We start from the raw sequence: 23,911 nt of genomic DNA, 5'->3' as shown, positions 1-23,911 counted from the left end.
TGCAGCCAGAGAACTATCAGCCTGGGAAAGCTCTCAAGATCACGCGTTCGCCGAAGGCGTGGGTAAGCATGTTTGCTTTGAGAGTCGCGCCGCTGGACGTCCGCGCGACCGGCGTGGACGGTCTCATCACTTGCAGATGGCCGTGTCGACCATGCGCATGACCTGCATGGCCTTCTTCATGGCGTCCTTCTGCATGGCCTCCATCGAGGGCTGCTTGGAGATGATCGAGCCCGGCAGGGCGTTGACGGCCACCGTGACCTCACGGCCGTCGGTGGTCACGCCACCGCGGGTCTCGTAACCGTGGATGTCGCCGCCGTGGCCCCACAGAGTGCCGCACGACAGGGTGATCTTGTCGAGGCCGAGCCCGAACACGGTGTTGGGCTCTTCGTTCGGCGATTCGACGGTCTTTTGCATCTCCTTCAGCTGGGCGGCGGGCACCACCTTGCCGCCGACCAGGCCGGCGAAGAAACGGTTGAGGTCACGCGGGGTGGAGATCACCATGCCGGCGGACCCGGAGAGCGAGGGGTCGATCTCGGTGGCGTTCTTCAGCTCCCCTCCGATCGGCGCGATGTACCCCTCCATACGCGGCTTGCGGACGTTGCGGTCCCCGGGCTCAGGCCAGTAGGTCTGCTCCAGGCCGAGCCGGTCGATGACCCGCTCGGTGACCGCCTCGCCCACCGGCTTGCCGGTGATCTTTTCGACGAGTATCCCCGCGATGATGTAGTTGGTGTTGCTGTACTGCCGCATCTTCCCGATGGGGAACGCCGCCTTCTGCTCCAGCGCCGGCTTGAGCAGTTCCTTGTCCGTGTAGGTACCGGTCGGGACCTTGCCGGTGTCCGTGTCCATGAACTCGGTGTAGTCGGGGATGCCGCTGGTGTGCCCGAGCAGGTTCCGCACGGTGATGTTCTTGCCGTCGTAGTCCGGTCCTTTGACGACGCCCGGCAGGTAGGTGTCGATCGGCTCGTCCAGCTTCACCTTGCCCTCCCCGACCAGCTGGAGGACGGTCGCGGCGACGAACGTCTTGGTGTTGCTGCCGATGCGCATGTACCCGTTCTTCGGGGGCCTCTCGCCCGTCTCACGGTTGCCGGCCCCGGCCGTAGTCGCGGGTCTTGCCGTCCTTGCCCTTGACGGAGACCATCACACCGGGGAATCCGGCCTTCACCAGCTCCTGCATCGCCTTCCGCACGGCGATCTCGTTCTTGGCCGCGCCGATCTCCGCCGTGGGATCGCCCTCGTCATCGACATCGCAGCCCGTCAAGCCGCCCACGATGAGGGCGCCGGCCACCGTCACCGCGGCGATCTGCGGCAGCCTCCGGCGACGCTTGGGCGGGACGTTCGGACGAGCGGCGGGCTGGAAGTGCTCGGACACCATTACTCCTCAAAACCACCTGGTCGGTGGAGCGGGGGCGTTTCTCAGGAACACCTCAAGAATCTCGATCCAGAGCGTCCGATCCCATGCCGCACGCAGGAAAGATCATGGTGTAGCCGGCGCTACCGTCCCGGTACAGCGAACACGACGGCCCGGAACCTGGCGGAGGCGATTAATTAACTTGCACGCGGAGACGACGCACGATAAAGATCTTGCGTTATGCCTTTCTGGTTGTTCGGTCTATTGTTCGCCGCATTCGTCTTCTATACCGATGACTACGTCATCGCGGGGGTGCTTCCAGAGATCGCGGCCGACCTCGGGGTGAGCGAGAGCGTCGCAGGTCAGCTGGTCACCGCGTTCTCGGTGGCCGTTGCGGTGGCGGCACCGGTCGCGGCCGTCGCGCTGGCGCGACGGCCGCGCCGCGCGGTATTTGGGATCGCCTTGACGGCGTTCACCGCCGCCAACATCGTGGCGGCGTTCGCCGAATCGTTCCCGCTGCTGCTGGGGCTGCGGGTGATCGCCGCGCTCGCGGCCGCGATGGCCACCCCCGCCCTGTTCGCCGTCGCCGCGGCGCTGGCCCCGGAGGAACGGCAGGGCAGGTTCATCGGCACCGTGGCGCTCGGCGTCACCGGCTCGATCGCGATCGGCGTCCCGCTCGGCACCTGGATCGGTGGCCAATGGGGATGGCGCGCGACTTTCGCGGCGATGGCGGTGGGCGGCCTGGTGGCGCTGGTGGTGCTGGTGGCGGCGCTGCCGCCCACGCCGCCCGGCCCCGTCGTCGCGCTGCGCGAGCAGGTGCGCGTGCTGACGTCGAAGCCGATCCTGCTCGGTCTCACCGCGAACGCGCTGACAATCACCGGGTCGATGATGCTCCTGACCTATCTCGCGCCGTACCTCACCGACCTCGCCGACGCCGGCACCGAGGCCCGGGCAGCCATCTTCGCCGCCTCCGGGTTCGCGGCCATGGCCGGTATCTGGCTGGGCGGGCTCGCCACGGACCGGTGGGGGCCCGACCGCACGCTCATCGGCGGGATCGGCGCGTTCGCGGCGGTGATGGCGGTGTTCACGATCCTGTGGCCGATGCGTCCGGTGTCGATGTGGATCGTGGCCCCGCTGGCCATCGTCTGGGGCGGCGCGGCGTTCTGGAACTCCCCGGCGATCCAGGCTCGCCTGCTCCGGCTGGCCGGTCCGGTCGGCGGGCAGGCGCTCGCGCTGAACACCAGCTTCACCTATATCGGCGTGGCGGTCGGCGGCGGCCTGGGCGGGGTCCTGTTGTCGGTCTTCACGAGCGCGGCGCTGCCTCCCGCGTCGGCGATGCTCGGCCTGCTCGCGCTCGGGGTCTTCGGCCTCGCCGCGGGGGCCGCCCGGCGCGGCGCGCCCGCCGTCCGCTGATGGCAGGCGCTCGACGCGCAGCCCTTCAGCCGCCTGATCGGCGCCCGGATCGTCGAGGTCGGATGAGATGTGGAGTAGTTACTGACCGGCGACGACCGGGAGAACGTCGAGGTCTCTGCGCCGGCGCTGCACCTGATCGCCGCCGCCCGTCGCTATCGGGTTGTGCGGGAGGTCGATGGTGATGTCGAGGCCGCCGCCGGTGCGGGTGGTGACCGCGAGCCGTCCGCGGTGGGCGAGCGTGACCGCGCGTACGATCGACAGTCCCAGTCCCAGGCCGTCGGTGCGGACGCGGGTCCCCTGCCCGTGCACGAACGGTTCCAGCAGCGTCTGCACCTCCTCGGGCGGAATGGAGCGGCCGGTGTTGGAGATCCGCAGTATGGCGCGTCCACCCGCGGTGCCGGTGTCGACGGCCAGGTGTCCGCCCGCCTGGTTGTAGCGGATCGCGTTGTCGATCAGGTTGCCGATCATCCGTTCCAGCAGGACGGGTTCGCCGCTGACCGGCGCCGGCCGGAGCTCGGATCCTACGGTGAGGCCGGCTGCCGCCGTCCGCGCCGCGGCGGCGTCGAGGGAGGCGGCCACGATGGCGGCCAGGTCGGCCGGTTGTCGTGCGGTGAGCCCGGCCTGGCTGCGGGCCAGCAGCAGCAGTCCGCCCAGGACGCGCTGCATGTGATCGACAGCGTCGCGGACGTCGCCGGCCATGGTGAGCAGTTCGGCGCGGCTGGGGTGTCCGTCCAGGGTGACGTCGATCGCCGTACGCGCGGTGGTCAGCGGTGTACGCAGCTCGTGGGCGGCGTTGGCGGTGAACAGCCGCTGGCTGTCCAGGATCCGGTCCCGTTCGGCCACGCCGCGCTGGATGCGGTCCAGCATGTCGTTGACCGTGTGCGCCAACGCGGACAGCTCGTCGGCAGGGGTGGTGACCGGGACCCGCTCGGTGAGGTTCTCGGCCGACAGCCGCCGGGCAGTGGAGGAGATCACGCGGATCGGCCGCAGCACCCGACCGGCCACCACCCAGCTCAGCACGGCGGCCAGGGTGGTCACCACGATGAGCGCCAGACCGGCCTGGGTCAGCAGCGCGGACAGGGTGTCGGCCTGCACCCGGTCGGCCAGAGCGCGCAGGTCCCCGGCCTGCGGTGGCATCGGCTGGGGCGTGCCCGGCAGGGCAGAGCCGGTCAGATCCAGGTGGGTGAAGAACGCGCGGCGCGGCATCAGCAGGTAGGTCAACCCGGTCAGCGCGGCGCCGGCGGCCAGCACCAGGGCGGTCTGCAGCGATGCGAGCCGGGCCCGGGCGGTCAGCAGCAGGGTGAGCCGGGCGCGGGCGGTCAGCCGCATGTACGGATCCGGTAGCCGGCGCCGATGACGGTCTCGATCAGCGGCGGGTTGCCGAGCTTGCGGCGCAGCGTGCCGACGGTGATCCGGACCGCGTTGGTGAACGGGTCCGCGTGCTCGTCCCACACCTTGTCCAGCAGGGTTTCCACGCTGACCACGTCACCGCCGGCGGCCAGCAGTCGTTCGAGCACGCCGAACTCCTTGGGCGTCAGCCGCAGCAGCCGCCCGTCCCGTTCGGCGGTACGCCGGGCCGGATCCAGGGCCACGCCGGCGGCGCGCAGCACCGGCGGGCGGGCCGGCGCGCTGCGCCGCACGAGGGCGTGGACCCGGGCGACCAGTTCGGAGAACGCGAACGGCTTGCCCAGGTAGTCGTCCGCGCCCAGCATCAGCCCGCCGACCCGGTCCTCGACGGCGTCGGACGCGGTCAGCATCAGCACCCGCGACTCGCCGCGCTGGGCGAGTCGGCGGCACACCGCGTCACCGTGCACGACGGGCAGGTCCCGGTCCAAAACCACCACGTCGTACGGGGTGATCTCGCACTTGTCCAGCGCGCTCTGGCCGTCGAGCGCGACGTCGACGGTGAAGCCGTGCTTGTGCAGCCCGGCTTCGATGTACCCGGCGAGGGGCTGCTCGTCTTCGACCAAGAGCACGCGCATCCGGGCAGTATCGCAACGCCCGCATATGGAACACATATGGTCCGCCGATCGCCCGCCGATAAGTGCCGGCCGGTAGATGTGATCACCCTTGAAGTCGCGTGGAGAGAGGGTCGAAGATGAGGCGTGCAAGAACGGCCGGTATGGCCGGGGTGACAGGAGCGGTGCTGGCGTTGAGTTTCCACGCCCCCGCGACCGCGACCGCGCAGGCCGGCCCGAGCGCAAGCGCTGTCGCGAACTCCCGCTTGAGCTCCGGTGCGGCGTCCGTGCAATGGACATCCTGCCCGACCTACTCCGATGAGGTGATCCGCAGCCTGGGCGTGACGGAGGACAAGGTTGCGGCCTTCCGCTCCTTGATGAAGCGCCTGGAGTGCGGGACGGTCAGCGTCCCGCTGAACCACCATGACTCCGACGGGCGGGAGATCGACATCGCGGTGACCCGGCTGGCCGCCACGGACGAGGCCCACCGGCTCGGCGCCATCGCCGTTCTGCCGGGCGGGCCGGGCAACAGCGGATACCTTGACCCGGTCCTGCGGGCCGCGCTCAGGAACGAGGAGATGGCGGGGCTCAACGAGCGATACGACGTCATCGGCCTCGACCCCCGCGGGGTGGGCTACAGCACCAAGGTCGCCTGCGAGCCCGGCCCGAGAGGCCCGGACAAGCCGGGCCCGCTGACCAAGGAGTCGGCCAGGAAGATCTACGACGCCCAGGTCGCCGCCAACCAGAAGTGCGCGAACTCTGACCCCGCCTTCCTCGGACAGCTCACCACCGACAACGTGGCCAAGGACCTGGACCTGGTACGGGCTGCACTGGGTGAGCGCAAGCTCAACCTGCTCGGCTTCTCCTGGGGCACCTCTCTGGGCATGGCGCATCGCAGTCTGTTCCCCGCGCACACCGGACGGGCCTTCCTGGACAGCGTGGCGCCACCGTGGACCGATCTCGTCAGGCACACCAAGGGCAGCGCGGAGGCGGCCGAGCGCAACTTCGGGCGGATGGCCGCATGGCTGGCCCGCCGCAATGAGACCTACGGTCTCGGTGCCACAGCCCGGCAGGTGCGCGAGCAGGTGGCGAAGCTGGTCACCGACTATGACAAGAGCCCCACGACCTACACCGACCTGCAGCGTCCCATCGACGGCTCGGCCGTCGCCGACCTGGCCAAGCGCAATTCGACCGAGTGGCCGCGCGCGGGCAAGGCGCTGGCCGAACTGCGGACGGCGACCGGAACCACAGCTCCGCCCACCGTCAAGGAGATGTTCAGCGGCGGTCAGATGATGGGAGAACCTGTGCCCGGCGCGCCGGAAATGATGAACATGACCATGAACTGGGCGGTCGCGTGCAACGAGGACAGCAGCCGGCCCGATTTCACCACCGCGTGGCGTGCCTACCAGCAGCTCGTGAAGCGCCATCCGGCGACCGGCCGGTCTTGGGGACCGCCTGTCATGTGTCCCGGCTGGCCGCTGCCGGTGCAGGAACCCACGGTGAAGCGGGGCAGCGGGTCACTGGTGCTGGCGGGGCACGTGTATGAGTTCATGTCCGCCTATGACTGGACGCTGCAGACCCGCCGCGCCATCGGCGGCACCGTCTACACGGTCGCCGACGACGTACACGTGTCGACCACCCGGGTTCCCGAGTGCGCTGCCGACGTGGCGAAGTACTTCGAAACGGGCCGGATCGACAGCGGTTGCGCGGGCAGCGCAATCCCGAACTGACCACCGATTCACGGGGCTCGACGAACCGACGTTGTTTCGCCTTCAGGCTGCTTGTGCGCCTTGAGTCGGCTGCCCTTGCTCACGATGCCGCCCGACACCCCACGAGGTGGGGAAAGGCCGGGAGACGGCCGGTGAAGGCGTCTCCCGGCCCTTGCTTCCGCAGGCCGTCCCCGGTCACTGGGCGATAGGAGTACGGGTCAGACGCTTGCGGAAGACCCAGTACGTCCATGCCTGGTAGCCCAGCACCACCGGGGTGAAGATCGCCGCCACCCACGTCATCACCGTCAGCGTGTACGGCGAGGAGGCGGCGTTCGTCACGGTGAGGCTGTACAGCGGTGAGGTGCTGGACGGCATGACGTTCGGCCACAGGTCGAGGAAGAGCGTGGCCGTGGCGAGCACGATCGTGACCGCCGTGCCGGTGAACGCCCACCCCTCCCTGCCGCGGACCGCGGCGACGACCCCGCCGATCAGCGCTCCGGCGGCCAGCGCGGTGGTGGCCCAGGTGAGCGGCTTGCCGTGCATGATCTGGGTGATCACCAGGAACGCCGCGGCGACCGCGACGACGGCGGGGGAGATCCGCAGGGCCAGGGCGCGGGCGCGGGCCCGCAGGTCGCCGCCGGTCTTCAGCGACAGGAAGACCGCCCCGTGCAGCAGGAACAGGCCGAGGGTGACCAGCCCGCCGAGCAGCGCGTACGGGTTGAGCAGGGTGAACAGGTTCCCGGTGTAGATGTGCTGGGCGTTGATCGGCACCCCGGCGACGATGTTGGCGAAGGCGACGCCCCACAGGAAGGCGGGGAGGAGGGAGCCCCAGAAGATGGCCCGGTCCCAGCCGCGCCGCCACCGGTCGGAGTCGTGCTTGCCGCGGAACTCGAACGCGACGCCGCGAATGATGAGCGCCAGCAGGATGAGCAGCAGCGGCAGGTAGAACCCGCTGAACAGGGTGGCGTACCACTCAGGGAAGGCGGCGAAGGTGGCGCCGCCCGCCACAAGCAGCCAGACCTCGTTGCCGTCCCACACCGGGCCGATCGCGTTGATCATGATGCGGCGGTCGACGTTGTCCCGGCCGAGGATCGGCAGCAGGACGCCCACGCCGAAGTCGAAGCCCTCCAGCACGAAGTAGCCGATCCACAGCACCCCGATGAGGACGAACCAGACGGTGGTGAGTTCCATGACGTGTTCCTCAGTAGGTCAGGGCGGGGATGGTGGGGTCGGCGGCTTCCTTCTGCGCCGTCAGGTCGGGCGGTCCCGCCTTGACGTGCCGGGCCATGATGATCGCGGTGATCACGGCCAGTACGGCGTAGACGATGGTGAAGGCGGCCAGGGAGATCGCCACGGTGGGCACGTCCACGCCGGGGGAGACGCTCGCCGCGGTCCGCAGCACCCCGTACACCGACCATGGCTGGCGGCCCATCTCGGTGAAGATCCATCCGGCGGCGTTCGCGAGGAACGGCAGCGCCATCGCGGCGAGTGCGGCGCGGTAGAACCACTGGCTGCCCGGGGTGCGTCCCTTCCTGGTCAGCCAGAGGCCGACCAGGGCGAGCAGGCTCGCCAGCGCGCCGAACCCGATCATCAACCGGAAGGTCCAGTACGTCACGGGGATGGACGGCCGGTAGTCGCCCGGACCGTACTTGGCGACGTACTCCTTCTGCAGGTCGTTGATGCCCTCGACCGAGCCGTTGAGGTCGCCGGTGGCCATGAAGGACAGCACGTTCGGTACCCGCAGGCTCCACAGCTCCTCGCTGCCGTCCGGGGTTCCGAGGGTGAACAGGGAGAACGACGCGGGCGCGGACGTCTCGTACAGGGCCTCGGCGGCGGCCATCTTCATCGGCTGCTGCTCGGTCATCAGGCGGGCCTGGAGGTCGCCGGTCGCCGCCACGGCGATCCCGGACGCCAGCGAGACGGCGAGCCCGATCCGCATCGCCTTGCGGAACAGCGGAACCTCACGGCCGCGGGCGAGATGCCAGGCGCTGACCCCGATCAGGAACCCGGCGGCGGTGATGAACGCGCCGAAGAGGACGTGCGGGAAGGTCACCAGCGTGGTCGAGTTGGTGAGCACGGCCCAGATGTCGGTCAGCTCGGCCCGGTTGGTCTCCGGGTTGATGCGGTAGCCGACGGGGTGCTGCATCCACGAGTTGGCGGCCAGGATGAAGTACGCCGAGAGTGTCGTTCCGACGGCCGCCAGCCAGATCGTGGCGAGGTGCAACCGGGGCGACAGGCGGTTCCAGCCGAAGATCCACAAGCCGAGGAAGGTCGATTCGAGGAAGAACGCCAGCAGGCCCTCCATGGCCAGCGGCGCCCCGAAGATGTCACCCACGAAGCGGGAGTAGTCACTCCAGTTCATCCCGAACTGGAACTCCTGCACAATTCCGGTGACCACCCCCATCGCGAAGTTGATCAGGAAGAGCTTCCCGAAGAACTTGGTCATCCGCAGATAGGTCTCGTTGCCGCTGAGGTGCCAGGCGGTCTGCATGGACGCGACCAGTAGGGCCATGCCGATCGTCAGCGGAACGAAGATGAAATGGTAGACGGTGGTGATCCCGAACTGCCATCGCGACAGATCCAGCACGTCCATGGGGGCTTCCTCCTAATTTCCCCCTAAACGTTCCCGTACGAAGCCTTTGCCGGGCAGGGACCTTTGTCATCCATCCGAAGGTCCTACGTACGGGTCCAAGTGCCGCTCATGGCGTCCGCCTGACCCGGGCCGGGCTCCGCGGGGCCGAATCGGTGGACGGTGGAGCCCGGCCCGCACCACCGGTCGAGCAGCTCGGTGTCGTGGCTGATCGCGAGCACGCCCGCGCCCGACTCCCGGCGGTACTCCTCCAGCCGCGCGACGAGAAGGGCCTGTGTGGAGGCGTCGAGCATGGTGGTCATCTCGTCGCAGATCACGTAGCGCGGTCGGAGGGTGAGCGCGCGGGCGACGCAGGCGCGCTGGAGCTGCCCGTCGGACACCTCGTGCGGACGCCGCGTCAGCAGGTCCGGGGTGAGGCCCATCTCCTCGGCGAGCCGCTCCGCGCGGTCGAGCGGCCGCCGCGCCACACGCAACGGCTCGGCGACGACGTCGAGCAGGGTGAAGCGAGGATCGACGGCGAGTCGCGGCTGCTGGAAGATCAGGGCGATCCTCGTGCGCAGGGCGGGCGCGGCCCGGTGCCGCCAGCGGCGGACCTCCTCACCGTCCACGCTGACCGTCCCGGCGGCGGGCCGCAGCAGCAGGGCGAGGACCCGGGCCAGGCTGGACTTTCCGCATCCGCTCGGCCCGGCCAGTCCCGTCACTTCCCCGGGCGGAACGGAGATCGTCACCCGGTCCAGCACCCGGTGGCGGTCGTAGGCGACGGTCACGCCGTCAGCGCGCAGCATTGCGGTCCAGCTCCAAGGGGTGTTCCAGGGGCTCCAGGGGATGGTGGCAGGCCACCTCCTGCCGGTCTGAGACGGGCGCGACGCGGCCTCCGGATCCCTGCGGAACCGGGGGTTCCGGCAGCTCGGCGAGCTCCGGAACCCGCTCGCAGGCGGCGGACGCCCGCTCGCAGCGCGGCAGGAAGGCGCAGCCGTCAGGCAGCCGGGTCAGCTCCGGTGGCCGCCCCGGGATGGGCGTGAAGCGGCGGGACGGCAGCGCGTCCAGCAGCCCCGCCGCGTACGGATGACGGGGCCCGGCGAAGAACGCCGCGGCCGGGGCGACCGACACGACGCGGCTCGCGTACATGACGGCGACGCGGTCGGCGACCTGCTCGGCGGCGCGCAGGTCGTGCGTGATGAGCAGCACGGCCCGCCCATCGTCGGCCAGGCGGCGCAGCTCGGCCATGGTGGCGTCCACGAGCGGCCGGTCGAGGCCGCTGGTGGGCTCGTCCGCGAGGATCAGCCACGGGTCGCCGGCCAGCGCGAGCGCGTTGGCCACCCGCTGCGCCATGCCGCCGGACAGCTCGTGCGGGTAGCGGTCGAGATCGGCCGGGCGCAGCCCGGCCCGCGCGGCCAGGTCGTCGGCGCTCGCCGGATTGCCGAGCTCCCGCAGCGCCTCCTCCAGTTGCGACCGGGCGGTGCGGACCGGGGTGAGATGCGTGGCGGGGCTCTGCGGGACCAGCCCGATCCGGCGTCCGCGTACGGACCGGGCGAGGACCTCCTCCGGGGCGGCGACCAGGTCCACGGGTGGGAGAGAACCCGACGCAGCGAGCGCAGTGGGGGACCGAGGGACGAGGTTGTCCGCGGAGTGAGCGAGGAGCGGTGACCGACCGATTGGCGCGCCGTCCCCGGACTCCAGCCACGCGGAGCCGGTGACCTCGGCGTTGCCCGGCAGCAGGCCGAGCAGGGCGTGTGCCATCACCGACTTGCCGCAGCCGGACTCGCCGACCAGGGCCAGGCACTCGCCCTGCCGCACCTCGAACCGGGCGTCGGTGACGGCCTGGACGGTCGCGCCGGAAAGGTGGAAGCGGACCGTGAGGCCGTCCACCCGCAGGCGGGAAGGGGCGGTCATAGCTGGAGCTCCGATCGTCGCCGGGGGTCGGTCCGGTCCCGCCAGCCCTGGGCGAGGGTGGAGATCGCCAGCGTCGGCAGGAGGATGAACAGGCCGGGGAAGAGCGAGGGCCACCAGTCGCCCGCGAGCAGCGACCGCGCCCCGTCGTTGATCATGTTGCCGAGCGAGGCGAGGTGGGGCGGCAGTCCCAGCCCGAGGAAGCTCAGCGCGGTCTCGTGCCAGACGGCGTGCGGGACCATGAGCACCGCGGCCAGCGCGACGTGCGGCGCGAGGTGGGGCAGGAAGTGCCGCAGCACGATCCTGGCCCGCCCCGAGCCCCCGGAGATCGCGGCGTCCACGAACGGACGGGACCGCAGCGTGAGCACCTCCGAGCGGACGATCCGCGCCGCGGTCATCCAGTGGGTCAGCCCCACGGAGACGACGACCGCGGTCGCGCCGGGCGAGAACAGCGCGACGATGAAGATGCCGAACAGCAGGTGCGGCACCGAGTTGAAGCCGTCCACGACCCGCATCAGGATCCGGTCCGCGGCCCCGCCGAGCGTGCCGGCGGCGAGCCCCACCAGCGTGCCGACCGTCGCGGACACCGCCGCCGCCACCAGCCCGACCAGCAGCGACACGCGCAGGCCGTACACGACGCGGAGCAGCACGTCGCGGCCCAGATCGTCGGTGCCGAACGGATGCGCGAGCCCCGGCGGGAGCGAGGCCGACGCCAGATCCACCTGGCTCTGGTCGAGGCGGGCGAACAGCGGGACCAGCAGCACGGCCAGCCCGAGCGCGGCGAGGGTCGCGGCCGCCAGGCGGCGCGAGCGGTCACGGCGTCGCCGGTCACGCCGCCGGTCATGTCGGTCCCGCGCGCCCGCCGTGGGACGCGTCCGGGTGCCGGTCGTCATCAGCTCACCCCCAGAACCCGCACGCGCGGGTCGGCGACGACGTACGCGGTGTCGGCGAGCAGGCTGCCCACCAGCACCGCGAGGGTGGCGAGTAGCGTGAGCGCCGCGAGCAGCGGGAAGTCCGCCGACAGCGCCGCCTGCACGGACGCGGAGGCGACCCCCGGCCAGGAGAAGACGGACTCGACGAGGATCGCCCCGGTCACCAGCTCGGGCACCCGCGCGCCGAGCAGCGTGATGAACGGCAGCAGCGCCGAGCGCAGCGCGTGCCGCAGGATCACCGTGCGCTCGCGCAGCCCGCGCGCCCTGGCGCCGACGACGAAGTCCTCCCGCAGGGTGCCGATCAGCGACTCGCGCACGAACAGCACCAGCCAGGACGACTGGGAGAACGCCAGCACCACCACCGGCAGGATCATGTGCCGCAGCACGTCGCCCGGCTCCACGGTCGTCGCGGCGGCGTCCGTGAGCCCGCCCGAGGGCAGCCAGCGCAGCTTCACCGCGAAGATCCAGATCACCAGCAGCCCGGTCCAGAAGACCGGCGCGGCCTCGTTCGCGTACGCCGTTCCGGTGATGACGCGGTCCAGCCACGAACCGCGCCGCCAGGCCGCGAGCACACCCGCGACCAGGCTTCCGGCGAGCATCAGCACGAGGGCGCAGCCGACCGCGAGCAGCGTCCAGCCGAGCCGGTCGCCGATCACCTCGGCGACCGGCCGGTGCAGGCTCCGGGAGTCGCCGAGGTCGCCGCGGACCAGGTTGCCCAGCCAGGTGAGGTACTGCTCGGCGAGCGGGCGGTCCAGACCCCAGTTCGCCCGGATCCGCTCGGCGACCTCGGGACTCGTCGTCAGCGCGCGGTCGCCGAGATACTGCCGGACCGGGTCGAACGGCGACGCCTTGGCCAGCGCGAACATGCCGATCGTGACCGCGAGCAGCAGCGGGACGGCGAAGACCAGCCGCCAGACGGCCATCCGGGCGAGCGCGCGGATCACGCGGCCGGCCTCCACTCGGCCAGGTTGCGGAACAGGCCGCCGGCCGCGTGCTCGTGCGCCTCCACGCTCGGGGCGACGCCCGTCCACGCGCCGCGCACGACGTACACGTGCTCAAGGAAGACCAGGTACGCCCAGACCTCGTCGTCGCGGATGCGCCGCTGCACGGCGTCGTAGGCCTCCTTGCGGGCGGCCGGGTCGGTCTCCGCGCGGCCCTTCTCCAGCAGCGCGTCCACCTCGGGCGACTTGTAGTGGCCGGGGTTGAAGAAGCCCTTGCCGGCGAACTGGGAGTGGAACGTCTCGAAGTTGGTGTAGTCGGGGTCGAACGGCGTGCCCATGCCCATCATCAGGGCGTCCTTGCTCATGCGCGGCTCGATGGCGTCCCAGTCCAGGCCGGTCGGCCGGATGTCGATGCCGACCTTCTTCGCGTCGGAGGCCGCCGCGAGGGCGAGCTCCTTGCGCAGCGAGTCGCCGGCGGGGTACATCAGCGTGAACCGCGCGGCCGTCCCCTTCTTCGCCCGTACGCCGTCGGCTCCCGCGACCCAACCGGCCTCCTCAAGCACCCGTACGGCCTGGGCCTGGTCGGCGGCGGGGGAGCCCTCGACGGCGGGGTTGTGCCAGGTCGTATCCGGAGGGATCGGTCCGAAGGCGGGACGGCCGGCCCCGGCGAGGATCGTCTTCACCATGGCGGCCCGGTCCACGGCGAGGTTGACCGCCTTGCGGATGGCGAGGTCGCCGGTGACCGGCTCGTTCATCGGGAACATCACGCCCCGGTAGTCGGCGCTCGGCACCCGGTGGACGGTCAGACCGTCGGTGTTCTCGAACCGCGCGGCGGCCTTGGGCGGCAGCTCGACCGCGTCGAACTCCCCGGCCGCCATGCGGGTGGCCCGGACGTTGTCGTCGGAGGAGAACGCCAGCACGAGCTTCTTGATCGCCGGCGCGCCGTCCCAGTAGGACGGGTTCGCCTCCATCACGATCTTGTCGCCCGGCGTCCGGGACACGAACCGGTACGGCCCGCTGCCGACCGGCTTGGCTTCGAAGCCGGAACGTTCCAGGCTCCCGTCCGGCACGATGCCCAGCGTGGCCCGCTGCAGGATCGGCGCGTAGGGGTACTTCAGGTGGAAGACGACGGTCGCCGGGTCGGGGGCCTCGACGGACTCGATCGCCGCATAGTCGCCCCGGAGGGCGGAGTCGTTCTTCTCGTCCAGCACCGCGCGGTAGGTGTAGGCGACGTCCTTGCTGGTCAGCGGGGTGCCGTTGTGGAAGGTCACGCCGGAGCGCAGCGTGAAGGACACGGTCTTCCCCTTGACCTCCGGCACGCTCGTGGCGAGCACGGGGCGCAGGCTCAGGTCGGCGTTCCTGCTGACCAGGCCGTCGAACATGAGCGACCCGCCGTCCGCGGCGTATCCCAGCACCGGGTTCAGCGAGTCGGGTTCCGAGCCGAGCCCGGCGACGAACGTGTCCGTTCTCGCGGGGCGGTCTGCGGCGGGGGCGGCCGAGCAGGCGGCGGACAGTCCGACGGTCGCGACGAGGGCGAGCCGGGTCAGGGCGCTTCTCATGACGCCGAAGGTAGAACGCCGCGGCGTGTAATTACAAGTTCACCGTAATTGCGAGGAGTTTGCGATAAGTCCGCGTGACGCCCTGCGGGCCGGGAGGCTCCCCTGGGAGAACTCGTCCGGCCCGCGGGGCGCTCCGGTTACCGGCTGTCGCTCGCGATCCGCTTGAACAACTGGTCAGCCTCCGGCTGCTTCCAGACGAGGCGGTTGGGGTCGGCCGGGTAGGGCTTCCACGGGACCGTGACGAAGCGGGTGTCGCTCGGCTTCATCCCCGCCAGGCCGCGGGCGAGGGCGACCATCTCCTCCACGTTCAGCCCGGGCTCGGTCTTGACCGAGGCCTGCACGGCCTTCAGGAAGGCCGGGAGCCGAACCGGGTCGGCGGGCAGGTCCGCGGCCTTCTTGATGATGGCGCGCATCAGCACCTGCTGGCGCTTGATCCGCATGAGGTCGGACCCGTCTCCCAGTGCGTAGCGGAGCCGGGCGTATCCCAGGGCCGCCTCGCCGTTGACCACCTGCCGGCCGGCGGGCAGGCGCAGCTTCGCCTTGTGGTCGTCGACCGCCTTCGGCACGGTGATCTCCACGCCCCCGAGGGCGTCGATCATGTCCTTGAACCCGGAGAAGTCGATCGCCATCGCGTAGTCGACCGGGACGCCGGTCAGCGTCTCGATCGTCCTGCGGGCGCAGACGAGCCCGCCATCCGCGTACGCCGAATTGATCATTCCGAAGTGGGCGGGGGCCTTCCTGCCGTCGCTCGCCCGGCATTCGGGGATTAGGACCATCGAGTCCCGGGGGATGCTCACCGCCTCGGCGCTCTTCCGGTCGGCGGCCAGGTGCACCAGGACCAGCGTGTCGCTCCGCGCGCCGTCGCCGGCCATGTGCTGGCCGTACTTCCTGTTGTCCCCGGCCCGGGTGTCCGACCCGACCAGCAGCACGTTGAGCGGCCCGGTGGGCGCCTCCACGCCCGCCCCGGTGAGGGAGCCGGCGGGGCGTCCGGTCCCGGATCCGCTGAGCAGCACGGTCGGCACGGTGACGACGGCCGCGGTGAGCCCGGCCGCCAGGGCGACCATCGCCCAGGTGCGCGTACGGCGGGACCCGGCGCGCGCGGACCGGCTCCGGGCGGACGGGTCGAGCAGGCGCCGCCGCTGGTGCGCGAGCGAGGCCGGGGGCTCGTGCTCCAGCTCGCGGCCGAGGTCGCGGAGCAGATTCAGGTCGTCCATGGTCACGCCTCCTCGTGCATCGGGTCGGTATTGCCGAGAGCGGCGCGGACCTTCTTCCTGGCCCGATTCAGGCGGGAGCGCACGGTGCCGATCGGGATGTCCAGGGCCCGCGCGACCTCCTCGTACGACAGGTCGCCCCAGGCGAACAGCAGCAGGACGTCTCGATCACGCGCGGGCAGCGCGGCCAGGGCGCGGGCGAGCGCCGGGCGGGCGGACCTGGCGGTGACCCCGGCGGCCACCCGGTCGGCGGGGGAGTCGACCACGTCGTCGGCCGGGCTCCGCAGCAGCGCGCGATAGCGGGCGGCCTCGGTGCGGCGGTGCCGCGAGACGAGTTTGGTGACGATGCCGAAGAGCCACGGCCGCGCGTCGGGATAGGCCGCGTCGTAGCGGTCCCGCCGGGCGAAGGCGATCAGGAACGTCTCGCCGACCAGGTCCTCGGCGACCTCCGGGCCGAGCCGCTGGGAGACATATCTGTACAACATCCTGGAATAGCGATCAAAAAGGGCGGCGAACGCCTCCGGATCGGTCCGGGATTCGCCGATGAGGTCCGCGTCGCGGACCGGGTTCGCCGGCAGTGCGGTCAACGGATGCACCATGACACGTGGACGGCCTTCCATGGGGGACAGGGACATCCTGTCTCGCCACGAAGCCGGGTCCGGGTTCACGCGGGGCCGGAGCGGGTGCGGACGGGGGCTCGATCGCTCGTTCGGGGACGGCCGGGACGGCCGGGGGCGACGCGGGAGGTTCGGGCAGGCGCCGCCGGTCGCGGTCAGTCGCGGTCCGAGCCGTTGCCCGCGCTCACCGCGAGCACCGCGGGCAGCTCGCTCAGCTCCGCGGTCAGATCGGTGACCGAGCCGCGGCCGAGCAGCCCGAGGGTGACCGCGACGGTGCGCCCGCCCACCGGGCCGGGCTCGGCGCGCTCGCGCCCGTCCGCGCGGCCCGCGTCGGGGATCTCGCCGCCGGCCCGCTCCGCGGCGACCTCGGTCACCGCGAAGCCGCGCCGCGTGCACGTCATGAGCGCGTCGCGCAGCGTGCCGGTTCCATCGAGGTAGACGAGGCGTAGGTGGGACATGGTGTCGGCGCGCATGGGGAGGCGGCGCACGATGAGGCCGAGGCCGAGGATGACCAGGAAGTGCCCGGCGGTGACCGCGACCGCGAGCACCGGCAGGCCGGCGCCGCACGCCATGCCGATCGCCGCTGTCACCCAGACCACGGCGGCGGTGGTGAGCCCGCGTACGGCGTCGCGCCGGACGAAGATGAGCCCGCCGCCGATGAAACCGATGCCCGTGACGACCTGGGCCGCGACCCGCGACGGGTCGAGGGAGACGTTGTCGCCGAGGACGTCGAAGAAGCCGTATTTGCTGACCAGCATGAACAGGGCGGCGCCGAGGCCGACCAGGGCGTGCGTGCGCAGGCCGGCGTTCTTGAAGCGCAGCTCGCGTTCGAGGCCGATGGCCGCGGACAGCACGATGGCCAGCGCGAGTTCGCCTATCTGGGGGAGGCCTTGACCAGATGACAGGACAAACATCTTTTCAGTCCTACCCAGGAAACCGCCGGATATCCGGGGATCACCCGGACGATGCCGTGGTCCTGGTCAAGACCCGGTGAAGGCGACCGCCCGCCGCCTGCGACCCAGACGTTCCGGAGGAGGAGGCCGCGACTCCGTCCGGGCAGGCCGGCGGACGAGGGAAGGCACAACGCTTTCCGCGTGTTGACCACCGGCGTGAGCACCATGGTCGACGCCGTCGTCATCGGCGCGGGACAGGCGGGGCTGTCCGCCGCGTACTTCCTGCGCCGGTTCGGGATCGAATTCGTGATCATGGACGCGGACGCCGGACCGGGCGGGGCATGGCGGCACCGTTCGCCCACCCTGACCATGGACAAGGTTCACGGGATCTTCGACCTGCCCGGCGCGCGGTTGTCCCCGCCGGACGACGGGGGACTGCCGGCCGCCCGGGTCGTCCCCGCGTACTTCGCCCGGTACGAGACCCAGATGCGGCTGCCGGTGCTGCGGCCGGTTCAGGTCCGCTCCGTGCGCCGCGACGGCGACCGGCTCCTGGTCACGAGCTCGCGCGGCGAGTGGGCGGCGCGCGCGGTGGTGAACGCCACCGGGACGTGGAGCCGCCCCTACTGGCCGTTCTATCCGGGGGCCGCCACGTTCGCGGGCCGGCAGCTCCATTACGTCGACTACCGGGGCCCGGAGGAGTTCGCCGGGCGGCGCGTGGTCGTGGTGGGCGGCGGAAACTCGGCGGCGCACGTGCTGTCCGAGGTCGCGGGCGTCGCCGAAGCCACGCTCTGGGTGACCCGCCGCCCGCCGGTGTTCCGCATGGACGACTTCGACGCCGAGGAGCGACGGGCCGTCGTCGCACTGGTGGAGGAGCGCGTCCGGGCCGGGCTGCCGCCGCAGAGCGTCGTCAGCGTGACCGGCCTCGGCTACACCACCGTCGTACGCGAAGCCCTGGCCAAGGGCGCGTTGAACCGGCTGCCGATGTTCGCGCGGATCACGCCGGGCGGTGTGGCGTGGGACGACGGCCGGACGGAGGACGCCGACGTGATCGTCTGGGCCACCGGGTTCCGCTCCGCGATCGACCACCTCGCGCCGTTGCGGCTGCGCGAGCCGGGCGGCGGTATCCGGATGGACGGCACCCGCGTGGTCGCCGAGCCCCGGCTCCACCTGGTGGGGTACGGCCCGTCCGCCAGCACGGTCGGCGCGAACCGCGCGGGACGCGAGGTGGCGCGCGAGGTCCGCCGGCTGCTCCTCGGCTCCGGTGGCTCCGGCGAGTCCGGTGGCTCCGGCGGGCCCGCGGTCGCGGCGCCGCTCGCCCCCACGGCGTGACAGCGGCGGTTCAGCACGCGGGCGCGTGACCCTGTCCCGACGGGGTGGCCGGGGGCGTACGGCCATGACGGCGCGGATGACCATGCCGAAAATCGGTACATCGGCGGACCGATGGGTCTAATCTCGAAGGCTATGTTCGTCAGCGCGGCCCCCGTAGAGATCGCCTTCGACACCGAAGAGGAAAGGATCGTACGGGTCGGGACCACCGTGCGGCGCCCCATGACGGCCGCCTCGCCGTCCGTACACGCCCTGCTCGCGCACCTTGAGGCCGTGGGATTCGACGGCGCCCCGCGCGCGCTCGGAGTCGACGGGCAGGACCGCGAGATCCTGACCTTCGTCGACGGGGAGACGGCCACCCGGCCGCTGCCCGCCTGGGCGGTGTCCGACGAGACCCTCGCCGGGCTGGCCCGCCTGCTGCGCCGCTTCCACGATGCCGCCGAGAGCTTCGTCCCGCCGCCGGACGCGGTCTGGGAGCAGGGGTCCCAGGCGGACGAGTCGCCCGAGCTGGTCGGCCACTGCGACGTCACCCCGGAGAACGTCGTCTTCCGCCCCGGCCCGTCCGGCCGGCCGGTGCCGTACGCGCTGATCGACTTCGACCTGGCCCGGCCGACGACCCGGCTGTTCGACGTGGTCACGACGCTGCGGCACTGGGCGCCGATCGCCGACCCCATCGACCGCGATCCCCGCCAGCGCGGCCTGGACGTCGGCCCCCGGCTGCGGCTCTTCTGCGACGCGTACGGCCTCGCCGTACGGGATCGGCTACGACTGGTCGACACGGCGCGGACCCGGCTCGGCCGCTCGTACGTCGCGACCCGGACGCGTGCCCTGACGCTCGGCGGTGACTGGGCGCGCCGATGGGCCGAGGGGGCGGGGGAGCGCATCCGCAGGGCGGGCGCCTGGCTCGACGCCCACGAGGACGAGCTGCGCCGCCACCTCGTCGAGGGCGCCTGACGCCCCGGCGGGTTCAGTCCGAAAAGCGGTAGCGCACCAGCACCCCCAGGCGGCGCAGCGGAGGGACCAGCCGCATGACACGGCAGGCCAGCCGATAAGGGAACGGCAGCCGGTCGATCCAGGGCAGCTCCACGGCGGCGACCTCGGCGACCAGGCGGAGCCGCGGATCCCAGCCCTCCAGCCGGCGGGGATCGCCGAGCCCCCAGGTGAGGGTGGCGCCGGAGGTCCGCAGGATGCGGTTCAGCCGCTGTAACCGCACGGCGAGCGGGCTGACCGCGTCGAAGGCCGCCTCCCCGCCCGCGTCGAAGTGATTGGCGACGCGGTGGACGAGCGTCTCCATGGCCGGCCCGGACAGGTACATCGTGAGCCCCTCGGCCACCACGAGCGCGGGGCGGTCCCGGGGGATGTCCGGCAGCCACGCGGGATCGGTGACCGAGCAGCCGATCAGCCGGTACCCCTGACGTCCCGGATAGAGGCGGCGGCGCAGCTCGACCACCTCGGGATAGTCCACGTCGAACCACTGGACCCCGGCCGGGGGAGCGACCCGGAAGACCCGGCAGTCCAGGCCGCAGCCCAGATGCGCGACGACGGCGTCCGGATGGTCGGACAGGAACGCGCGCGTCCACTCGTCGAGCTGCCGCCCCCGCATGGCGACGACCGCCGCCTCGCCCGGGGTCAGGCGGAACCTCGTGAAGTCGAACGCGATGCGGCGGACGGCGTCCTCGGCCATCCGGTCCCCGAGCACGGGCCGGTCCGCGCGGCTGTCCAGCGCCCTGCCGTACAGGGTGGCGAGGAGGGTCTGCCGCACGCCGGTGAAGGCGACCTTCTCGGTGGTCATCCACATCCGCTACCCAGGGGCGGCGCGTCCAGCCGGACCCGCCTCAGGACCCGCCTCGGGCCCGTATCCGCGCGGGTACGGCGACGGCTCGGCGGTCGGAGGGCGCGGTCCGGCGGCGTCCTATTGTTGGCGCATGAGTAATCACTTTGATGTGGTCGTGCTGGGCGCCGGCCCCGGGGGATATGTCGCCGCGATCCGCGCGGCCCAGCTCGGGCTGCGCACGGCCGTGATCGAAGAGCGCTACTGGGGCGGCGTCTGCCTCAACGTGGGCTGCATCCCGTCGAAGGCGCTGCTGCGCAACGCCGAGCTGGTGCACCTGTTCGCCAACGAGGCCAAGACGTACGGCATCAACGTGGACGGCCAGGTCGGCTTCGACTACGGCGTGGCCTACGAGCGCAGCCGCAAGGTCGCCGACGGCCGGGTCAAGGGCGTCCACTATCTGATGAAGAAGAACGCGATCACCCAGTTCGAGGGGCGCGGCCACTTCACCGACGCCAACACGCTGCAGGTGACGTTGAACGGCGGCGGCACGGAGACCGTGACGTTCGACTCCTGCATCATCGCGGCGGGCGCGAGCGCGCGGCTGCTGCCGGGCACGTCGCTCAGCGAGCGGGTCGTGACGTACGAGGAGCAGATCCTCGCCGACGCCCTGCCGGACAGCATCGTGATCGCCGGCGCGGGCGCGATCGGCGTGGAGTTCGGCTACGTGCTGAACAGCTACGGCGTGGACGTCACGATCGTGGAGTTCTTCGACCGGATGGTGCCGCTTGAGGACGCCGACGTGTCGGCCGAGCTGGCGCGGCGCTACCGGCGGCTCGGCATCAACGTCATGACCTCCACCCGGGTCGAGAACATCGACGACAGCGGCGAGAAGGTCCGGGTCACGGTGTCGCACGAGGGCAAGCAGCAGGTCCTGGAGACCGACAAGGTGCTGCAGGCCATCGGCTTCCAGCCGAACGTCACCGGATACGGGCTGGAGAACACCGGGGTTCGGCTGAGCGACCGCGGCGCCATCGAGGTCGACGGGCGGTGCCGTACGAGCGTGCCGCACATCTACGCCATCGGCGACGTCACGGCCAAGCTCATGCTCGCGCACGCGGCGGAGGCGATGGGGGTCGTCGCGGCCGAGACGATCGCGGACGCCGAGACGATGGAACTGGACTACGTCATGATCCCGCGGGCGACGTACTGCCAGCCGCAGATCGCAAGCTTCGGCTGGACCGAGGCGCAGGCGCGCGAGCAGGGCTTCGACGTGAAGGTGGCGAAGTTCCCCTTCAGCGCGAACGGCAAGGCGCACGGCCTCGGCGACACCGTCGGCTTCGTCAAGATCCTCAGCGATGCCAAGTACGGCGAGCTGCTCGGCGCCCACCTGATCGGGCCGGACGTCACGGAGCTGCTGCCGGAGCTGACCCTGGCCCAGCAGTGGGACCTGACCGTCAACGAGGTCGCGCGCAACGTCCACGCGCACCCGACGCTGGGCGAGGCGGTCAAGGAGGCGATCCACGGCCTGGCCGGTCACATGATCAACATGTGACCGAGGATCGCGTTCGACCCGCATGCTCTGATCGGTCGCGACGACCCGGCCGGGCGAGGCGAGGGCCCCGAAAACCCTTCGCACCCGCTCGCCTCGCCCGGTACGGTCTCGAGCGTGTTCCCACTGCGGGGAGCCCAAGAGCTCCGCGCGCGGCCGCCCCGGCAGTTCCCACGCTGAGAGTAGGTTTCGTCGATGGCATGTCGTATCAGTGAGCTCGTGCTCGGTTGCCGCGACCCCGAGGTGCTGGCGCGCTTCTGGTGCGAGGTCCTGGACTTCGTCGTGCTCGATCGCGAAGAGGACGGCACCCTCGAGATCGGGCCGCGCGAAGGGTTCGGCGGCCCGCAGCCGACGATCATCCTCAGCCGCAGGGACGAGCCGGAGCAGGGGAAGCCCCGGCTGCACATCGACGTCAACGCCACCGACCGCGATCAGGACGCCGAGCTCGAACGCCTCCTGAAGCTCGGGGCGCGCCCGGCCGACATCGGCCAGACCGGCGAGGAGCCCTGGCACGTTCTTGCCGACCCCGAGGGCAATGAGTTCTGCCTGCTCAGGGCCCGCCTCAACCCGCTCTGACGGCTCCGCCCCCCGGTGCGGCCCGGTGGGCGCGGGTGTGACCCGGAAGAGCGGATAAGGGGATAGCTGCCTAGGCGGTCCTGCGGCGGTAGGTGTTCATGGCGAAGGCGAACGCGATGATGAGGATGCCGACGCACCAGGCGAGGGCGATCCAGATGTCGGTGCCGACCGGCTGCCCGGTGAACAGGTCGCGGATGGCGTTGACGATGGAGGTCACCGGCTGGTGTTCGGCGAAGGCGCGCACCGGGCCGGGCATGGTGTCGGTGGGCACGAACGCCGAGCTGAGGAACGGCAGGAAGATGAGCGGGTAGGAGAACGCGCTCGCGCCGTCCGCGGACTTCGCGGTGAGGCCGGGGATGACGGCGATCCAGGTCAACGCCAGGGTGAACAGGATCAGCATGCCGGCGACCGCGAGCCAGGCCGGCGCTCCCGCCGTCGAGCGGAAGCCCATGAGGAGGGCGACGAGCACGACGACCACGAGCGAGATCAGATTGGCGACCAGCGAGGTCAGCACGTGCGCCCACAGGACGGACGAGCGTGCGATCGGCATGGACTGGAAGCGCTCGAAGATGCCGCTCTTCATGTCGGTGAAGAGCCGGAATGCGGTGTAGGCGATGCCCGAGGCAACGGTGATGAGCAGGATGCCGGGCAGCAGGTAGTTCACATACGACTCCGACCCTGTGTCGATCGCGCCGCCGAACACGTAGACGAACATCAGCATCATGGCGATCGGCATGATCGCGGTGGTGATGATGGTGTCCGGGCTGCGCGCGATGTGGCGCAGGGATCGTCCCAGCAGGACGGCGGTGTCGCCGAAGAAATGCTTGGTCATCATGGTTCCTTACGCCTTCGTACCGACGTTGCGGTCATGGCCGTTCTTGCCGTTGTCACCGACGAGCGCGAGGAAGACGTCCTCGAGAGTCGGCTGCTTCTCGACGTATTCGACCTTGGCGGGCGGGAGCAGCTGCTTGAGCTCGGTGAGGGTGCCGTTCACGATGATCCGGCCCTGGTGCAGGATCGCGATCCGGTCGGCGAGGTGTTCGGCCTCGTCCAGATACTGCGTGGTGAGCAGCACCGTCGTACCGTGGTGGGCGAGTTCCTTGACGGCCTGCCACACCTCGATGCGCGCCTGGGGGTCCAGCCCGGTGGTCGGTTCGTCGAGGAAGATGACCGGCGGATTGCCGATGAGGCTCATCGCGATGTCGAGGCGGCGGCGCATGCCACCCGAATACGTCGACACCTTCCGTGCGCCCGCATCCGTCAGCGAGAAGCGCTTCAGCAGGTCATCGGCGATCGTGCCCGGATCCTTGAGGTGCCGTAACCGGGCGACCAGCACCAGGTTCTCCCGCCCGCTGAGGATCTCGTCGACGGCGGCGAACTGCCCGGTGAGGCTGATGGACTCCCGCACGTTCGCCGGTTGCGTGGCGACGTCGAAGCCGTTGACACTGGCCGTGCCCGCGTCGGCCTTGAGTAGCGTGGACAGGATTTTCACGACCGTGGTCTTGCCCGCCCCGTTGGAGCCGAGCAGGGCGAAGATGCTGCCCCGCGTCACGTCGAAGTCCACGCCGCGCAGTACCCGCAGCTCCTTGTACGACTTCTCCAGGCCCTGCACGTGGATCACAGGC

At 71.0% G+C, this 23,911-nt stretch carries 23 protein-coding genes; 6 read left to right on the top strand and 17 right to left on the bottom strand.

The window, feature by feature from the left end:
* Window positions 1-126: 126 nt before the first annotated feature.
* Together ACQP1V_RS34330 and ACQP1V_RS34325 are read right to left on the bottom strand one after the other, a co-directional pair.
* Window positions 127-1,044, bottom strand: coding sequence for a serine hydrolase domain-containing protein (locus ACQP1V_RS34330; protein ID WP_433414482.1), 918 nt, complete (start codon window positions 1,042-1,044; stop codon window positions 127-129).
* A gap of 31 nt (window positions 1,045-1,075) precedes the next feature.
* Window positions 1,076-1,369: a hypothetical protein gene (locus tag ACQP1V_RS34325; protein ID WP_433414480.1), complete on the bottom strand. Its 294-nt coding sequence runs from the start codon at window positions 1,367-1,369 to the stop codon at window positions 1,076-1,078.
* A 231-nt stretch (window positions 1,370-1,600) separates the two neighbouring features.
* Here ACQP1V_RS34325 and ACQP1V_RS34320 point away from each other — a divergent pair, with 231 nt between their 5' ends.
* Window positions 1,601-2,761 carry an MFS transporter gene (locus ACQP1V_RS34320; RefSeq protein WP_433414478.1) on the top strand — a complete coding sequence of 387 codons (1,161 nt, stop codon included), beginning with the start codon at window positions 1,601-1,603 and terminating at the stop codon, window positions 2,759-2,761.
* Between the two features lie 78 nt (window positions 2,762-2,839).
* On the opposite strand, the gene ACQP1V_RS34315 is transcribed toward ACQP1V_RS34320, so the two are convergent.
* Window positions 2,840-4,090, bottom strand: coding sequence for a sensor histidine kinase (locus ACQP1V_RS34315; protein ID WP_433414477.1), 1,251 nt, complete (start codon window positions 4,088-4,090; stop codon window positions 2,840-2,842).
* Window positions 4,081-4,743 carry a response regulator transcription factor gene (locus ACQP1V_RS34310; protein WP_433414475.1) on the bottom strand — a complete coding sequence of 221 codons (663 nt, stop codon included), beginning with the start codon at window positions 4,741-4,743 and terminating at the stop codon, window positions 4,081-4,083. Before ACQP1V_RS34310 ends, ACQP1V_RS34315 begins: the two co-directional genes overlap by 10 nt.
* 299 nt (window positions 4,744-5,042) lie before the next feature.
* Here ACQP1V_RS34310 and ACQP1V_RS34305 point away from each other — a divergent pair, with 299 nt between their 5' ends.
* Entirely contained in the window at window positions 5,043-6,449 is a 1,407-nt protein-coding gene (locus ACQP1V_RS34305) for an alpha/beta fold hydrolase (RefSeq protein WP_433414473.1), read from the top strand.
* Between the two features lie 174 nt (window positions 6,450-6,623).
* Here ACQP1V_RS34305 and cydB read toward each other — a convergent pair whose 3' ends face one another.
* The 10 genes from cydB to ACQP1V_RS34255 all read right to left on the bottom strand — a co-directional run bounded on the left by cydB (window position 6,624) and on the right by ACQP1V_RS34255 (window position 17,082).
* Window positions 6,624-7,619 carry a cytochrome d ubiquinol oxidase subunit II gene (gene cydB / locus ACQP1V_RS34300; protein WP_387417908.1) on the bottom strand — a complete coding sequence of 332 codons (996 nt, stop codon included), beginning with the start codon at window positions 7,617-7,619 and terminating at the stop codon, window positions 6,624-6,626.
* Between the two features lie 10 nt (window positions 7,620-7,629).
* Window positions 7,630-9,021: a cytochrome ubiquinol oxidase subunit I gene (locus ACQP1V_RS34295; protein WP_433414470.1), complete on the bottom strand. Its 1,392-nt coding sequence runs from the start codon at window positions 9,019-9,021 to the stop codon at window positions 7,630-7,632.
* A gap of 83 nt (window positions 9,022-9,104) precedes the next feature.
* A complete protein-coding gene (locus tag ACQP1V_RS34290) occupies window positions 9,105-9,803 on the bottom strand; it encodes an ABC transporter ATP-binding protein (RefSeq protein ID WP_387417910.1) in 699 nt (232 codons plus the stop codon).
* A complete protein-coding gene (locus ACQP1V_RS34285) occupies window positions 9,790-10,911 on the bottom strand; it encodes an ABC transporter ATP-binding protein (RefSeq protein ID WP_433414468.1) in 1,122 nt (373 codons plus the stop codon). The genes ACQP1V_RS34290 and ACQP1V_RS34285 overlap by 14 nt, the downstream gene beginning before the upstream one ends.
* Window positions 10,908-11,801 carry an ABC transporter permease gene (locus tag ACQP1V_RS34280; protein WP_387417912.1) on the bottom strand — a complete coding sequence of 298 codons (894 nt, stop codon included), beginning with the start codon at window positions 11,799-11,801 and terminating at the stop codon, window positions 10,908-10,910. Before ACQP1V_RS34280 ends, ACQP1V_RS34285 begins: the two co-directional genes overlap by 4 nt.
* Window positions 11,801-12,799, bottom strand: coding sequence for an ABC transporter permease (locus tag ACQP1V_RS34275; protein WP_387417913.1), 999 nt, complete (start codon window positions 12,797-12,799; stop codon window positions 11,801-11,803). The genes ACQP1V_RS34280 and ACQP1V_RS34275 overlap by 1 nt, the downstream gene beginning before the upstream one ends.
* Window positions 12,781-14,340, bottom strand: a complete 1,560-nt coding sequence (locus tag ACQP1V_RS34270; RefSeq protein ID WP_433414465.1) for an ABC transporter substrate-binding protein — start codon at window positions 14,338-14,340, stop codon at window positions 12,781-12,783. The genes ACQP1V_RS34275 and ACQP1V_RS34270 overlap by 19 nt, the downstream gene beginning before the upstream one ends.
* Window positions 14,341-14,477: 137 nt before the next feature.
* The gene (locus ACQP1V_RS34265; protein ID WP_433414463.1) at window positions 14,478-15,554 is read right to left on the bottom strand and encodes an LCP family protein; all 1,077 of its coding nucleotides are present in this window, start codon (window positions 15,552-15,554) and stop codon (window positions 14,478-14,480) included.
* A 2-nt stretch (window positions 15,555-15,556) separates the two neighbouring features.
* The gene (locus ACQP1V_RS34260) at window positions 15,557-16,138 is read right to left on the bottom strand and encodes an RNA polymerase sigma factor (RefSeq protein WP_387417916.1); all 582 of its coding nucleotides are present in this window, start codon (window positions 16,136-16,138) and stop codon (window positions 15,557-15,559) included.
* Window positions 16,139-16,323: 185 nt separating this feature from the next.
* Window positions 16,324-17,082: an MgtC/SapB family protein gene (locus ACQP1V_RS34255; protein ID WP_433414461.1), complete on the bottom strand. Its 759-nt coding sequence runs from the start codon at window positions 17,080-17,082 to the stop codon at window positions 16,324-16,326.
* A gap of 180 nt (window positions 17,083-17,262) precedes the next feature.
* Here ACQP1V_RS34255 and ACQP1V_RS34250 point away from each other — a divergent pair, with 180 nt between their 5' ends.
* Together ACQP1V_RS34250 and ACQP1V_RS34245 are read left to right on the top strand one after the other, a co-directional pair.
* Window positions 17,263-18,390, top strand: coding sequence for an NAD(P)-binding domain-containing protein (locus ACQP1V_RS34250; protein ID WP_433414459.1), 1,128 nt, complete (start codon window positions 17,263-17,265; stop codon window positions 18,388-18,390).
* Window positions 18,391-18,522: 132 nt separating this feature from the next.
* Complete coding sequence (locus ACQP1V_RS34245; RefSeq protein ID WP_433217640.1) at window positions 18,523-19,341, top strand: phosphotransferase; 819 nt, start codon at window positions 18,523-18,525, stop codon at window positions 19,339-19,341.
* A gap of 13 nt (window positions 19,342-19,354) precedes the next feature.
* On the opposite strand, the gene ACQP1V_RS34240 is transcribed toward ACQP1V_RS34245, so the two are convergent.
* Window positions 19,355-20,179 carry a class I SAM-dependent methyltransferase gene (locus tag ACQP1V_RS34240; RefSeq protein WP_387417920.1) on the bottom strand — a complete coding sequence of 275 codons (825 nt, stop codon included), beginning with the start codon at window positions 20,177-20,179 and terminating at the stop codon, window positions 19,355-19,357.
* 133 nt (window positions 20,180-20,312) lie between these two features.
* On the opposite strand from ACQP1V_RS34240, the gene lpdA reads away from it, so the two are divergent.
* Together lpdA and ACQP1V_RS34230 are read left to right on the top strand one after the other, a co-directional pair.
* Window positions 20,313-21,713 (top strand): dihydrolipoyl dehydrogenase, encoded by a 1,401-nt coding sequence (gene lpdA / locus ACQP1V_RS34235; protein ID WP_067144184.1) that lies wholly within the window; start codon window positions 20,313-20,315, stop codon window positions 21,711-21,713.
* A gap of 192 nt (window positions 21,714-21,905) precedes the next feature.
* The gene (locus tag ACQP1V_RS34230) at window positions 21,906-22,286 is read left to right on the top strand and encodes a VOC family protein (protein ID WP_067144182.1); all 381 of its coding nucleotides are present in this window, start codon (window positions 21,906-21,908) and stop codon (window positions 22,284-22,286) included.
* A 70-nt stretch (window positions 22,287-22,356) separates the two neighbouring features.
* On the opposite strand, the gene ACQP1V_RS34225 is transcribed toward ACQP1V_RS34230, so the two are convergent.
* Window positions 22,357-23,118 carry an ABC transporter permease gene (locus ACQP1V_RS34225; protein WP_433414456.1) on the bottom strand — a complete coding sequence of 254 codons (762 nt, stop codon included), beginning with the start codon at window positions 23,116-23,118 and terminating at the stop codon, window positions 22,357-22,359.
* Between the two features lie 9 nt (window positions 23,119-23,127).
* A complete protein-coding gene (locus ACQP1V_RS34220) occupies window positions 23,128-23,907 on the bottom strand; it encodes an ABC transporter ATP-binding protein (RefSeq protein WP_433414454.1) in 780 nt (259 codons plus the stop codon).
* Window positions 23,908-23,911: the final 4 nt, after the last annotated feature.

The sequence above is a fragment of the Microtetraspora malaysiensis genome, from assembly GCF_050947145.1.
GTDB classification, from domain to species: Bacteria; Actinomycetota; Actinomycetes; order Streptosporangiales; family Streptosporangiaceae; genus Microtetraspora_A; species Microtetraspora_A malaysiensis.
Note: the sequence above shows the minus strand (reverse complement) of the source record. Positions and strands in the feature narration are given on the sequence as shown.